Genomic DNA, 13,051 nt, shown 5'->3' on the forward strand with positions numbered 1-13,051 from the left:
GGCGGCGCGGGGGCCCCGGGGCCCGGGGCCCCGGTTGCCCCCCGCCCCCCGCGGGGGGGCGGGGGGGGGGGGGGGGGGCCCCCCGGCCCGCCCCGCCCCGCCTCGACGGGACCGGACCGTCAGCTGCTCGCGCCGTCCGCGGCGGCATCGGGCGTGCGGCCCTCCTGCGCCTGCCGGGCACGCTCGGCGACCAGCTCGGCGAGGCCGGTGAACGCGGGCCCGGTGAGCTGGTCGCCCGACCCCTCCTCGCGCACGACGAGCAGCACGCTGCCGACCCTGGCCAGTGCCACCGCCGACGAGGAGCCCTGGACGCGGACGGCGCTCTGGTCGCCGATCCGCGGGACGGCCGCCGCCGGGTCGGTGCCGGCCGTCCGGTCGAGCGTGTGGTCGAAGGCGCGGGCGGCGGCCTCGGGGGAGGCGAAGGAGGCCACGCCGAACTCCACGGTCTGCGCCGAGGCCGAACCGAAGGTCACGGTGGCGGAGGCGAGTTGAAGGTCGCAGGAGTCCGGGAGCAGGCACGGCAGCCCGCCGCCCCGGGCGGTCCCCGCCGTCGGCTCCCGCCGCACCTGCCATCCGCCCGGCAGCGCCCGCGCGTCGGGCAGCACCGCCCGGACCAGCGCCGGGTCGTTCAGCGGCGGTGCGGCGTGCGCCAGTCCGGGCCCGCCCGGCTTCAGCAGCGGACGCGAGCCCAGGTGGATGCCGATCGCGACCAGCGCGGCGATCAGCACCAGGGCGAGCGCCACCACGATGCCGGTGCCGCTCCGCCGGGCGGCGAGCGTCCGGGCGCGGGCGGCCCCCGGGTCGAGCCGCAGCTGGACGGTGGCCGGGTTCGCCGGCGGCGGCGTGGACGGCGGTCCGACCCGCAGTTGCACGGTGCCGGGCTCGCTCCGCAGCTGGACGGTCGGCGGGTCGGCCGGCTTCCCGAGCCCGGTGGTGGCGAGGTACCGCGCGAACGCCGGGTCCGCGGCCAGCAGGTGGTCGACGGCGGCGGTCAGCAGCGCCCGTGCCCGCGCGTCCCCCGGGCTCGCCTCCGCCGCCGTCAGCGCCCGGGCCCCCTCCGGCACCGTCCGCAACCGCGCCCGGACGACCTCCGCCACCGCCCGGTGCGGCCCGTCGCCCAGCAGCGCCGCCACCGCATCCGGTGCCAAGCCCCGGCCGTCCCCCATGGCAACTCCCCTTGCCGCACGAGTGGTTGCCCCCACGATCCCGGACCGGGGCCCGGTTCGTACCCATGCCGAACCGAACGGAGACGCGACTGAGACGCGATCCGGACGTAGCCGGGCGCGGCCCGCCGGCCGACCCGCGCCGTGGGCGGAGGTGTCAGCGCAGGTCGAAGACCAGGCGGGCGGAGACCTTGCCGCTCAGGACCTCGTCGAAGCAGGCGTTCACGTCCTCCAGCCGGCGGGTCTCGCGGATCACCCGGGTGCGGCCGAGGGCGTGCAGGCGGAAGACCTCGGCGAGGTCCTCGCGGGTGCCGACGATCGAGCCGATCACCTTGGTGCCGTTCAGCACCGTCTCGAAGACCGGGAGTTCGAGCCTGCCCTCGGCCGGGAGGGCGACCAGGACGAGGGTGCCGCCGCGGCGCAGGGCGCCGTAGGCCGCCTGGAAGGAGGCGTTGCTGACGGCGAGGGCGATCGAGGCGTGGGCGCCGCCCAGGGCCTGGACCTCGGCCGCGACGTCCTGGGTGCGGGCGTCCAGGACGTGGTCGGCGCCGAGCTCGCGGGCCAGGGCGAGCTTGTCGTCGGTGACGTCGACGGCGATGGTCTCGGCGCCGAAGATCCGGGCGTACTGGAGGGCCAGGTGGCCGAGCCCGCCGATGCCGGAGACCAGCACCCGGGTGCCGGGCCGGGCGTCAGAGACCTTGAGCGCCTTGTAGGTGGTGACGCCCGCGCAGGACAGCGGGGCGGCGTCCAGCGGGTCGATGCCGTCCGGGACGGGGACGACGTAGTCGCCGTGCGCGAGCGCGTACTCGGCGTAGGCGCCGTCCACCGAGTAGCCGCTGTTGTGCTGCTGGAGGCAGAGCGTCTCCCAGCCGGAGACGCAGTGATCGCAGCGCCCGCAGGCGTCCGCGAGCCAGGGGATGGCGACCCGTTCGCCCACCCGGACGTGCCGGACCTGGTCGCCGGCCGCCTCGACGATGCCGACGCCCTCGTGCCCGGGGACGAACGGCGGGCTGGGCTTGACCGGCCAGTCGCCGTGGGCGGCGTGGATGTCGGTGTGGCAGAGACCGGAGGCCTCGATCCGGACCCGGACCTGGTGCGCGGCGGGCTTCGGTAGGGGGCGGTCCTCGACGGCCAGCGGTGCGGTGAAGTCGTGGACGACGGCGGCCTTCATGCGCTTCTCCCTCGGGCGTACGGACGGGTGCTGCCGGCGGCCGCGCGCGGGCGCAGCCGCCACCAGCTTCACCCGATGGGGTGATCTTCGCCGTCCGGACTAGGCCAAAAGAGTGGGCATGGGGCCAGGTATCCCCGCAGGTCAGCGCACCGGCATCGACATGTAGACGGCGCGTCGCCCGTAGGACGCGGGGACCGCCACCTCCCGGTGCGCGCGGTAGCCGAGCAGCCGCAGCAGGATGTCCGCCCCGCGCACCGCGACCATCGAGATCCGCTCGAAGCCCAGCTCCTCCGCCCGCTCCCGGAAGTGCCGGATGAACCCCAGCGCGACCTCCCGGCCGCGCAGGTCCTCGGCGATCACCAGGTCGTGCACGTGCAGGTTGCCCGACTCGTGCACCGCGTCCTCCGCCCGGGCGAGGTCCGGGCAGCGCAGCGGCGGGTACGGCAGGCTCAGCAGGTAGCCGCGGACCGTGCCGCCCTGCTCCAGCACGAAGCAGGTCTCCGGCGAGCCGAGGGCGCGGGACTGCAGCGCCTCCCGGCCCTCCGACAGGCCGTCGGCCGCGTAGGCGTCGTACTCCAGCGCGACCACGGCGTCCCAGTCGCCGTCGGCCAGGAGCCGGATCCGGAGGTCCTCGCCCACTAGGCCGGAACCTCCGAGGCGCCGAGCCCCTCCGCGCGGGAGGCGGCCACCAGTGCCGCCCAGGCCTCCACCAGCACCGCCCAGCGCTCGGCGTCCGCCCGCGCCTCGTCCAGCAGCTGCTGCCGCCGCTCGGCCACCACGTCCGCGAGCTCGGCGTACTTGCCGCCCAGCTTGCGGTAGGAGCGGTCCAGGACGTCCAGGCAGTGCTCGTTCCCGGCCCGGTCCCAGTCGACGCTGCCGCGCACCAGGTCGAGGAGCGGCTCGACCTTCAGCCCGTGCCGCTCGTCCAGCAGCCCGCGGCCGAGGTCGATCATGCCGCCGTAGACCGGGTACAGGTACAGCATCGAGAGCAGGAACTTGACGAACCGCAGCTGGTAGTTGACGAAGCCGGAGCCGGTGCGGCGCTCGGGCGTGTAGTAGTTGACGATGTGGCGGTTGTGGACGACGCCGGGCAGCCGGGAGTGGACCATGGCGTGCAGCAGGGCGTAGTCGCTGCCGATCGTCTCGATCGAGGGCAGCAGCGGCAGCACCTCGTAGGCCCGGTGGTCCAGGGCGATGTTGCACATGTAGACGTCCCAGATGTCGGGCACGCCGAGGACGGACTCGTCGGTGGTGAACGGCTCGGAGCCGGCGCCCTTGAAGGAGACGTCCACCATCGCGTCCTGCTCCTCCTCCGACCACACCGGCGGGGTCCACAGGCGCACCACCTCGCGGTAGACGGCCGGGTCCAGCTCGTGGATCTCGCTGATGTCCACGTTGAGTTCGCCGATGAAGGAGCCGCTGACCAGCATCACCGGCTTGTCCGCGTCGGCCGGGTCGAGCTCGGAGCGGGACACGACGGCCGCCGCCTCGCCGGCCGGCCGGCCGATCGAGAGCAGCTCGTGGTGGATCGGGAAGACCTTCCGGCCGTCGACGACCTGGAAGTCGGCGTCGTCGTTGCGCAGGTGCGCCGAGGTGCAGCCCAGGGCGGCCGCGCCGAGGAAGAGCCGGTTGACGCAGGAGCCGTACGCGACGGCCGGCGGCAGCATCATGTCGAGCAGCAGTTCGGGGTCGGCGGCGCCGGAGCGCTCGGCCACCCGGCGCAGGAACTCCCGCTGCCGCGCCTCGCCGAGGTGGTGGACGACCACGCCGGGGGTGGGCTCCAGCGCGGCCACGGCGCCCGCGTTCTCCGCGAAGGCGACGGCGTCGGTGGTGTCGAGGACGAGCAGGTGCACCTCGACCCCGAAGGTCGCGACGGCGTAGGCCGCCTCCTCGGCGAGTTCCGCGATGGTGTCGGGGCAGGACCGCATGGTGGGCAGGGCGAGGCAGACTCTTTGCATGGTGCGGGTTTCTCCATCGGATCGTCAGATTCGGTGCAGTGATTGCCAGTTGAGCGCACAGGGGGACCCCGGACGGCGGCTCGGGCCGGTCTGCCGGACCACCGTGGACTAGACCACTTGTGAAGTCAACGATTGACAGCGGCGCCCCGACGGGGTGGAATGCGCCCCCTTCCGTACGACCGGCCGTCCCCGCACGGGCGCCCGAATCGCACGCGAGGACGAAGAGCCCTCGCTGAGTCGAACGGCCGGACGGGTACGGGGGGTTCATTGCCGGGGTTTTGCGCCGTCGGGGTCAATCCGTGAGCCCTGCCTGCCGATACCGGAGGTGATGCCCTCACGCCGTTCGGAGGAGCCCACGATGCCCGAACTGTGGCTGCCCGGTGCCGAGATCCACGACCTCGGCGACCACGCGCCGACCGATCAGCAGTACCCGCCGAAGGCCATCGCCCACATCACCTGGGACCGCAACGCGACCGCCGCCGCGCCGCAGGACTGGTGCTCCTACGAGGACCTGGTCGGCTACTTCACCGGCAGCGGCGCCGGCGACGCGCCGCACCTGGTCTGGGACCCGTTCAGCGGCCGCACGGCGCAGCTGTTCCCGGCCGACTCCCGCTCGAAGAGCCTGCTCAGCCCCAGCCAGAGCCCCACCCGCACCAACCGGGCCGGGCGGGTGGTGATCCAGATCGAGGCGGTGTTCTTCCCCTACTGCCGCTACCAGGGCGCCGTCTACCCGCGCCTGGTCGACACCCCGTGCGCGGGCTGGGACCGGATCCACGCCTGGATCTCCTCCTGGGGCGTGCCCGACATCTGGCCGATGGGCCGGCCGACCGACTTCTCCGGCCACCGCGACGAGCGGACCTGGGAGGCCCTCGGCGGCTGGTACGCGCACGCCCACGTGCCGTACAACGACCACACCGACCCCGGCTCCTGGCCCGACCTCACGGCCGGGCCCGGCTCCCCGGGCATCCCGCCCCAGCAGCAGCCGGTGCCCCCGGTCACGACCGCCCGCTACCAGGTCAGCATCAACGGCCTGCCGTACGGCTACGGCGCCCAGGGCTACCAGGTGACGGTGGTCGGGCGGGCGCTGGTCGCGCACGGCTTCGGCGACCACTACCGCTCCGGCCCCGGCCCGAACTGGACGGACGCGGACACCGAGAACTACGCGGACTACCAGGGGAGTCTGGGCTACGCCGGGCAGGCGGCGGACGGCGTCCCGGGGGAGAGCTCGCTGCGCCGGCTGCTCGGCTACCTGCCCGGGCAGCGGACGGTCTCGGTGTCCCACGTGGTCGCGGCCGCCGGGACCGACCCGGGGGCCGCGCAGGGGCACCTGACGTACGGGTCCGAGGTGGCCATCGTGGAGCAGGCGCTCGCCGACGAGGGGCTGCTCGACCAGCGGTGGGTGGACGGCTCGTTCGGCACCCGGACGGTCTCCGCGTACGCGGCCTGGCAGCGGCGCTGCGGGTACCAGGCGGGGGCGGCGGACGGGATCCCCGGCCAGGCCTCGCTGCAGCAGCTGGGCGCGGCGCAGGGGTTCGCGGTGACCGACTGAGGCCGGCTCCGGGGGAGCCGCGGTCGGGGCTGTTTCCCGCTGTCTCCGGCTGTTCCCCGCTGTTCCGTGCTGCTCCTCGGGGAGGAGCGCTCCGGCTGTCGCCCGGTGCGTGTACTCGCCGGGGAGTAGGCGAGGTTACTTCCACCGTCAGATGCCCGATGAGGATCTGACGGGAGAGCCTGGGGCCGTCCTCGTGGCCCCGACTCGAAGGAGGTACCCCGTGCGCTCGCCCACCGGCGCCGTCACGGCGTCCGAACCGGCGTCCGGTGTCGGGCGGCGGTCCGCGGGCCGTCGCCTGACACCGGCGGCGCGCAAACGCCTGGTCGTCCTGCACATCACCGCCTCGGTGAGCTGGCTGGCGCTGATGCTCTGCCTGCTCACCCTGGCGGTGACGGCGCTGACGGCCGTGGGCGCCGGCGACGCCGACCGGCTGCGCACCGCCTACCGGGCGATGGGCCTGCTCGGCGACGTGCTGATCCTGCCGCTGAGCCTGCTCACCTTCCTGAGCGGGGTGGCGCTCGGGCTCGGCACCTCCTGGGGGCTGTTCCGGTACTACTGGGTGAGTACCAAGTTCTGGCTGACGCTGGGGGCGATGGCGGCCTCCGTCTTCGCGCTCAGCGACCGGCTGCACGACGCGGTGCGGGTGGTGGACGCGCACCCGACCGGCCCGATCACGGCGGCGGACCTCGGCTTCGTCCGGTACAACACGGTGATCGTCCCGGCGGTGGCGCTGTCGCTCTACCTGTTCACCGTGGTCCTGTCGGTGTACAAGCCCTGGGGCCGCCGGAAGACCAAGGCCGGTGCCGCGGCCGCGGACGCCCGCCGGGGCCGAATACCCGGGGCGGGCGCCTGACCGGCCGGCCGACGGCCGGGCGGCCCCGGCCCGGGGCCGCCCGGGGAATGCCCGCGCGCAGGGAGGGCGTTGTGCACCGACGTGACCAGCGCCGCGTCCACGACCAGGATCTCCGTGCTCGACCGCTCCCGGACCAGACAGGGTGAGGAGCCGGCCCGGGCACTGCGGGACACGGTGGCCTTCGCCCGCGAGGCGGAGCGGCTCGGCTACCACCGGTTCTGGGTCTCCGAGCACCACGGCGTGCCTGGGGTGGCCGGGTCGGCGCCCACCGTGCTCGCCGCGGCGGTGGCGGCGGCCACCTCCCGGATCCGGGTCGGCACCGGCGGGGTGATGCTGCCCAACCATCAGCCGCTGGTGGTGGCCGAGCAGTTCGGGGTGCTGGCCGCGCTGTTCCCGGGGCGGATCGACATGGGGCTCGGGCGCTCGGTGGGCTTCACCGACGGCGTCCGGCGGGCGCTCGGGCGCGAGAAGGGCGCAGCGGACGAGTTCGGTGCCCAGCTGGCCGAACTGCTCGGCTACTTCGACGGCTCGCAGCAGGCGCACCGCGGGGTCCACGCCCGGCCGGCCGAGGGCCTGCACGTCCCGGCCTTCGTCCTGGCCACCGGTGCGGGCGCCGACCTGGCCGCCGACGCCGGGCTGCCGCTGGTGATCGCCGCCCCGCACGGGGAGGACCGGATGCTCGCGGCGATCGACCGCTACCGCGACCGGTTCCGCCCCTCGGCGCACGCCGCCGAGCCGTACGTGGTGGTCTCGGGCACGGTGGCGGTCGCCGAGACGGCCGAGCGGGCGCGCGAGCTGCTCGTCCCGGAAGCCTGGTCCGGCGCGTACTCCCGTACCCACGGCGAGTTCCCGCCCCTGGCCCCGGCGGCGGAGATCCTCGCCCGGGAGATGACCGTCCGGGAGCGGGCCGCGTACGAGCAGTCGCTCAAGGGCCACATCGCGGGCACCCCGGAGCAGGCCGCCGCCGAGCTGCTGGCGCTGGTGGAGCGCAGCGGGGCGGACGAGTTCCTGGTCACCACCAGTACCTACGACCGCGCCGCGCTGCTGGACTCCTACCGGCTCCTCGCCGAGGCCGTCGGCCGGGCCTGAGCGGGCCGGGCCTGAACGGGCCCGGAGGAGGCGGAGCCGTCACCGGTCCGGGCCGGGCCTCGCCGGCTGCCCGGCGCTCGCTGCTCCCCTCCCGCTGCCCGGTGCTGCCGCTCAGCCCCCGTCGACCTCGGTCGTCCCGAGCCGCGCGTACACCTCCGGCCGTCGGGCCCGCAGCCGCAGGGCGATCCCGACGCCGGTCAGGAACACCACCGGCACGATCGCGACCAGCGGCCAGTTGACCTCCGGGCCGGCGCCGGTGAACAGGTCGAGCCGCCACACCACCAGCGCGGTGGCCCCGCACAGCAGCACGGTGGCGGCCAGCGGCGCCACGACCGTACGGAACGCCCCGGCGCTCGCGGCGGCCGCCCGGTTGCGGCGGAAGAAGGCGAACACGGCCAGACCGGCCAGCGCCTGGAGCACCAGGATGCCGACCACCCCGGGGGAGTTCGCCCAGAGGAAGAACTGGTTGTACGGGTCCGCCCCGATCAGCGCGGCCACCCCGACGGCCACCGCCGCCACCACCGACTGCACGATGCCGCCGATCCACGGCGAACCGTGCCGCGGGTGGACGCGGCCCAGCGCGGCCGGGGCGGCCTGCTCGGTGGCCAGCGCGTAGCCGTACCGGGTGATGGTGTTGTGGAAGGCGAGCAGCGCCGCGAGCAGGCTGGTGACGATCAGCACCCGCTGCACGTCCGTCGCCCAGCCGCCGACGTAGTCGGTCATCGCGGTGAAGAACATCCCGGCCGGGTCGGCGGTGGCGGTCGCGACGGCCCCGGTGTCGCCGAAGGCCTGCACGATCATCCAGGTGACGAAGGTGTAGAAGAGGCCGAGGAAGACGATCGCGGCGTAGGTCGCGCGCGGCACGGTCCGCTGCGGCTGCCGGGCCTCCTCACGGTAGATCGCGGTCGCCTCGAAGCCGATGAAGGCGGCGAAGGAGAGGCCGAGCACCCCGCCCATCCCGCCGGAGAACACGTGCTCCGGGGCGAACGAGGACAGGCTCAGCCCGTGCGCCCCGCCCTTGACCAGCACCGCCACCGCGAGCACCAGCAGGATGCCGGTCTCGGCGATCAGCAGCGCCCCGAGCACCTTGGCCCCGAGGTCTATCGAGCGGAAGCCGAGGAACCAGACCACCGCGACCCCGAGCAGCGCCCAGACCGGCCAGGGCAGGTCCAGCCCGAGCAGGTCCTCGGCCGTGGTGTGGGCGAAGAACCCGAAGGCGCCGAACATGCCGATCTGGATCGCGTTGTACGAGAGCACCGCGAGCAGTGCCGCGCCCAGCCCGGCCGCCCGGCCGAGGCCGCGGGTGACGTAGGCGTAGAAGGCGCCGGCGTTGCGGATGTGCGCGGTCATGGTGGTGAAGCCGACCGCGAAGAGCGCCAGCACCATGCCGGTGGCCAGGTAGGCGACCGGCGCGCCGATGCCGCCGAAGGAGATGGCGAACGGCGCCACGCCGGCCATCACGGTCAGCGGCGCGGCGGCGGCCACGACGAAGAAGACGATGTCGCCGGTGCCGAGCACCCCGCGCTCCAACCCGCCGGCGGTGCCGGGGGAGGTGGGAGCGGAAGGGGCGCCGGGGTCGGGGGGACGGAGTGCGGCGGGGGAGGCCGCGTCGGAGGGCAGGGTCATGGGGGAGCTCTCCTGGGGTCGTGGGTACGAGGGTAGGGCGGTCGGCGGCGCGGACGCGTCGGCCGCCGACCGGGGAACGAGGCACGGACGCCGTGGGGGACGGCCGGAACCGGTCGGGACATCCGTCCGGGCGGGGAGGCCGGTCGGCCAGGACGTCTCAGCGCGTCTAGCCGCAGCCGGACAAGCCGGACCAGCCGCAGCCGGACCAGCCGGCCGGCCGGGGCGCGCCTCAGCGCGTCGAGCGGTCGCCGCCGGGCGGCCCACCGTGGGTGCGCCGTCCGCCGAGCCAGGTGCCGGCCACCTCGATCGAGGCCAGCTCACCGGCCGGCACCGCGTACGGATCGGTGGCCAGGTGCACCAGGTCGGCCCGCAGGCCCGGCCGCAGCACGCCCCACTCGGCCTCCTCGAAGGCCTGGTGCGCCACGCCCGCCGAGTACGCCGCCAGCGCCTCGGTGAGCCCGATCCGCTCCTCGGGCAGCCAGCCGCCGTCCGGCAGCCCGTCCGGCGTCTGCCGGGTGACGGCGGTGGCCAGCCCGGCGAGCGGCTCGTAGCGGGTGACCGGCCAGTCGCTGCCGAAGGAGACCCGGGTGCCGCCGCGCAGCAGGGCGGCGATCTGGTACTGCCGGGAACCGCGGTCCGGGCCGATCCGGGGCAGGGTGAGCTCGGTCATCAGCGGGTCGGTCTGCGCCCACAGCGGTTCGAGGTTGGCGATCACCCCGAGTTCGGCGAACCGCGGCAGGTCGTCCGGGTGGACCAGCTGGACGTGCGCGATCACCGGCCGGCGGGCGCGCTGCCCGTTGCGGCGGGCGGCGGCCTCGACGGCGTCCAGCGCGATCCGTACGCCGTGGTCGCCGATCGCGTGGATGTGCGGCTGGAAGCCCAGCGCGTCCACGGCGGTGACGGCCTCCGCCAGCTCGGCGCCGGTCCAGTTGGCGACGCCGTGGGAGTGCGGGCAGTCGCTGTACGGCTCCAGCAGCGCGGCCGTCCCGGACTCGATGACGCCGTCGGCGAAGAACTTGACCGCCCGCGCGCTGAGCCGCCCGCGCCCGGCGGCGTCGACCCGGTCGCGGTCGGCGGCCAGGCGGGGGAGCCGCTCGCGCCAGCCGTCCGGTTCGAGCAGCAGGGCGAGTCCGGCCCGGACCGGCAGGTCCTGCTCGGCGACGGCCGCCAGCCAGGTGTCCACCTGCGCGGGTTCGACCCAGGCGTCCTGGAGCCAGGTGAGTCCGGCGGCGGCGAGCGCGGCGGTGGTCTCCCGCAGCGCGGCGACCTGTTCGGCCAGGGGCCGCGGCGGGACGAGCGCGAGGACGGGGTTGAGCGCACCGAACTCGCGCAGGGTGCCGAGCGGGCTGCCGTCCGGCCGTCGGACGATCTCGCCGCCGACCGGCTGGGGCGTGTCCGGCCCGTACCCGGCCCGGCGCAGCGCCTCGCTGTTGGCCCAGCCGGTGTGGTGGTCCATGGTGCGCAGCAGCACCGGCCGGTCCGGTACGGCGGCGTCGAGCAGCCGGGCGTCGAACAGCCCGCCCTCGGCCAGTGACGGATCCACGGCGTCGCCGGTGATCCACTCGGCCTCGGGGTGGCGTCGCGCCCAGTCGCGGACGGCCGCCACGACCTGCTCCACGCTGGTGCAGTCGCGGACGGGCACGCCGCGCAGGCCGATGGCGCCGAGCAGCGGGTGGACGTGGCCGTCGCCGAAGGAGGGCAGCAGGGCGCCGCCGTCGAGGTCGACGGTCTCGGTGCCTTCGTCGCGCAGGGCGAGGGCGGCGTCGCCGAGGGCGGCGATCCGCCCCGCGCTGACGGCGAGGGCGTGGGTGCGGGGGAGGGCGGGGTCTCCGGTGTGGATCCGGCCGCCGGTGAAGATCGTTTCGGCACGCATACGGGGGTGTGCGTCCTCTCCGGGGCAGGGCGGGCCGACGGGTGCGCGGCCTGCCTAACCGAATGGGGTTCGGTTACCGTAGGCGCGGCACCGGCGGGTGCGGAAGGGTTTTACTGAAAGCCATTCAATAACGCTTGGATAACGACGATCTTGGTCTGTCGGGGGCCGACGGGCCGCCCGGCGACCCCGAAGGTGAGGAACCGGGCATGCCCAGGCCGCGCACACCCCTGCTGGACCGGCAGCGCATCGTGGACACCGCGCTCCGGCTGGTCGACGAGGCGGGGGACCTCACCATCCCCGCGCTGGCCGGTGCGCTCAAGGTCAGCCCCTCCGCGCTCTACCACCACGTGGCCGGCCGGGCCGAGATCGTCGCCCTGATGCGCGCCGAGCTGGTGCGCACGATCGGCGAGCAGTCGATGTGGGACCAACCCTGGGACGCCGCGCTGCGCACGTGGGCGCACGCCTACCGGGACGCCTTCGCCGAACACCCCGGCATCGTCCGGCTGCTCGCCACCGCGCCGCTTGCCGAATCGTTCATGCACGAGCTGTACGAGCGGGCCGTCGCCACCCTGGAGGACGCGGGCTTCGCCGCGCAGGACGTGATGGGCCTGATCACCGCCCTGGAGAGCTTCATCCTGGGCTCGGCGCTGGACCTGGTCGCCCCGGACGTCATGGTCGACGCCGTCGACCGCGCCGCCACCCCGCGGCTGGCCGACGCCCTGGACGCCGTCCCCGTCGGGCGCGAGCGCGCGGACCGGGCCTTCGAACTCGGTCTCACCGCCCTGATCGGGGGCTACCGGGCGCTGCTGGGCTGACCGGCACCGGCCGGCCCGGCAGCGCCCGGCGGCTCCCCGGCCGCGATTTCTGACCAGGCGTGATGGCCTGCTAGTGTTCTTCCCGTCGAGAGGAAGTGACCTTCCGGGAAGCGAATCTCGAACAGGCGTCAGCGGTGCTACCAGAGCACGCCCTACTTTCAGTAGGGAGAGTCCGTGCGATCCGGGCCTGGCGCTCCCATCGAAGGGGCTCGTTCCGTCCAACGGAACGGGCCCCTTCGGCGTGTTCGCGCTCCATGAGCTCGTCCTCTTATCGCACTTTCGATGACGAAACCCTCCGGCACGGCCCGGTATCGGCCAAGGTCCCGTGCCAGGCGGCCGGTGAACGGCGCTCCAACCGCCCTGGCCCACCAGTGGCGTCACCTCCCCTCCCGGCCTGATGCATCGTCAATTCTTGGCCGGAACTGGCCGTTGCCGGTGTGAATATGCCATCGGAATGTTCGTCCGATGGAATCCGGCAGTAGCCTTCCGTGTCGAACTAGCCACTGCTGGTGGTGAACCGGTCGGCGCCGCGCTGCGTCCGGCCGCCCAGACCCCGCGAAGGAGCCGGTGTGCCCGGTATCGACGAATGCCTCTCCGGAGCGATGGCGATCCCCGGGGCCCGCGCCGCGAGCCTGGTCGACTGGAGCAGCGGGCTCGCCCTCGGCAGCCTCGGGGACAGCCCGACCGGAGAGCACGAAGCCTCCGCCGCCGAAGCAACCGACCTGGTGCGGGCGGCCGTTGAGAGCCAGACCTTCACCGTGGCGGAGGACCGGCGGGCCCCGCTGGAGGACATCATCGTCACCGCCGGCCGCAGCTACCACCTGATCCGCTTCATCGACACCGTCTTCGACAACAGGCTCGTGCTGCACCTCTGGCTGGACCGCGCGGAGGGCAACCTCGCCGCCGCCCGCTTCCGCCTCCAGGCGCTCACCGACGAACTGGTGCTGGGGTGAG

11 protein-coding genes are annotated in these 13,051 nt (G+C 74.6%); 5 read left to right on the plus strand and 6 right to left on the minus strand.

Going from position 1 to position 13,051, the window contains the following annotated elements:
- Window positions 1-119: 119 nt before the first annotated feature.
- The 4 genes from ACFRQN_RS17375 to ACFRQN_RS17390 all read right to left on the minus strand — a co-directional run bounded on the left by ACFRQN_RS17375 (window position 120) and on the right by ACFRQN_RS17390 (window position 4,292).
- Window positions 120-1,148, minus strand: a complete 1,029-nt coding sequence (locus ACFRQN_RS17375) for a hypothetical protein (RefSeq protein ID WP_380741081.1) — start codon at window positions 1,146-1,148, stop codon at window positions 120-122.
- Window positions 1,149-1,320: 172 nt separating this feature from the next.
- Entirely contained in the window at window positions 1,321-2,334 is a 1,014-nt protein-coding gene (gene adhP, locus ACFRQN_RS17380) for an alcohol dehydrogenase AdhP (RefSeq protein WP_074004513.1), read from the minus strand.
- Window positions 2,335-2,475: 141 nt separating this feature from the next.
- Window positions 2,476-2,973 carry a GNAT family N-acetyltransferase gene (locus ACFRQN_RS17385; RefSeq protein WP_049652045.1) on the minus strand — a complete coding sequence of 166 codons (498 nt, stop codon included), beginning with the start codon at window positions 2,971-2,973 and terminating at the stop codon, window positions 2,476-2,478.
- Complete coding sequence (locus tag ACFRQN_RS17390) at window positions 2,973-4,292, minus strand: DUF6271 family protein (RefSeq protein ID WP_074004514.1); 1,320 nt, start codon at window positions 4,290-4,292, stop codon at window positions 2,973-2,975. Before ACFRQN_RS17390 ends, ACFRQN_RS17385 begins: the two co-directional genes overlap by 1 nt.
- Before the next feature lie 358 nt (window positions 4,293-4,650).
- Between ACFRQN_RS17390 and ACFRQN_RS17395 the strand changes: the two genes are divergently transcribed.
- The 3 genes from ACFRQN_RS17395 (at window position 4,651) to ACFRQN_RS17405 (ending at window position 7,783) form a co-directional block, all read left to right on the plus strand.
- Complete coding sequence (locus ACFRQN_RS17395; protein WP_049652047.1) at window positions 4,651-5,841, plus strand: peptidoglycan-binding protein; 1,191 nt, start codon at window positions 4,651-4,653, stop codon at window positions 5,839-5,841.
- A 220-nt stretch (window positions 5,842-6,061) separates the two neighbouring features.
- On the plus strand, window positions 6,062-6,694 hold the full coding sequence (locus tag ACFRQN_RS17400; RefSeq protein WP_234348403.1) for a DUF2269 domain-containing protein: 633 nt from the start codon (window positions 6,062-6,064) through the stop codon (window positions 6,692-6,694).
- Window positions 6,695-6,775: 81 nt separating this feature from the next.
- Window positions 6,776-7,783 (plus strand): MsnO8 family LLM class oxidoreductase, encoded by a 1,008-nt coding sequence (locus tag ACFRQN_RS17405; protein ID WP_074004662.1) that lies wholly within the window; start codon window positions 6,776-6,778, stop codon window positions 7,781-7,783.
- Window positions 7,784-7,894: 111 nt separating this feature from the next.
- Here ACFRQN_RS17405 and ACFRQN_RS17410 read toward each other — a convergent pair whose 3' ends face one another.
- A complete protein-coding gene (locus ACFRQN_RS17410; protein ID WP_380741082.1) occupies window positions 7,895-9,409 on the minus strand; it encodes an APC family permease in 1,515 nt (504 codons plus the stop codon).
- A gap of 229 nt (window positions 9,410-9,638) precedes the next feature.
- The gene (locus tag ACFRQN_RS17415; RefSeq protein WP_380741083.1) at window positions 9,639-11,282 is read right to left on the minus strand and encodes an amidohydrolase; all 1,644 of its coding nucleotides are present in this window, start codon (window positions 11,280-11,282) and stop codon (window positions 9,639-9,641) included.
- 206 nt (window positions 11,283-11,488) lie between these two features.
- Between ACFRQN_RS17415 and ACFRQN_RS17420 the strand changes: the two genes are divergently transcribed.
- On the plus strand, window positions 11,489-12,097 hold the full coding sequence (locus ACFRQN_RS17420; RefSeq protein WP_049652049.1) for a TetR/AcrR family transcriptional regulator C-terminal domain-containing protein: 609 nt from the start codon (window positions 11,489-11,491) through the stop codon (window positions 12,095-12,097).
- A gap of 569 nt (window positions 12,098-12,666) precedes the next feature.
- Complete coding sequence (locus tag ACFRQN_RS17425) at window positions 12,667-13,050, plus strand: hypothetical protein (protein ID WP_380741084.1); 384 nt, start codon at window positions 12,667-12,669, stop codon at window positions 13,048-13,050.
- Window position 13,051: the final 1 nt, after the last annotated feature.

The organism is Kitasatospora sp. NPDC056800, assembly GCF_042789775.1.
GTDB lineage: Bacteria > Actinomycetota > Actinomycetes > Streptomycetales > Streptomycetaceae > Kitasatospora.

Excerpts from the sequence above, each read along its gene's own strand:
- ACFRQN_RS17420 (WP_049652049.1), top strand. The coding sequence starts at position 11,489 with ATGCCCAGGCCGCGCACACCCCTGCTGGACCGGCAGCGCATCGTGGAC.
- adhP (WP_074004513.1), bottom strand. The coding sequence starts at position 2,334 with ATGAAGGCCGCCGTCGTCCACGACTTCACCGCACCGCTGGCCGTCGAG.
- ACFRQN_RS17390 (WP_074004514.1), bottom strand. The coding sequence starts at position 4,292 with ATGCAAAGAGTCTGCCTCGCCCTGCCCACCATGCGGTCCTGCCCCGAC.
- ACFRQN_RS17410 (WP_380741082.1), bottom strand. The coding sequence starts at position 9,409 with ATGACCCTGCCCTCCGACGCGGCCTCCCCCGCCGCACTCCGTCCCCCC.
- ACFRQN_RS17395 (WP_049652047.1), top strand. The coding sequence starts at position 4,651 with ATGCCCGAACTGTGGCTGCCCGGTGCCGAGATCCACGACCTCGGCGAC.
- ACFRQN_RS17415 (WP_380741083.1), bottom strand. The coding sequence starts at position 11,282 with ATGCGTGCCGAAACGATCTTCACCGGCGGCCGGATCCACACCGGAGAC.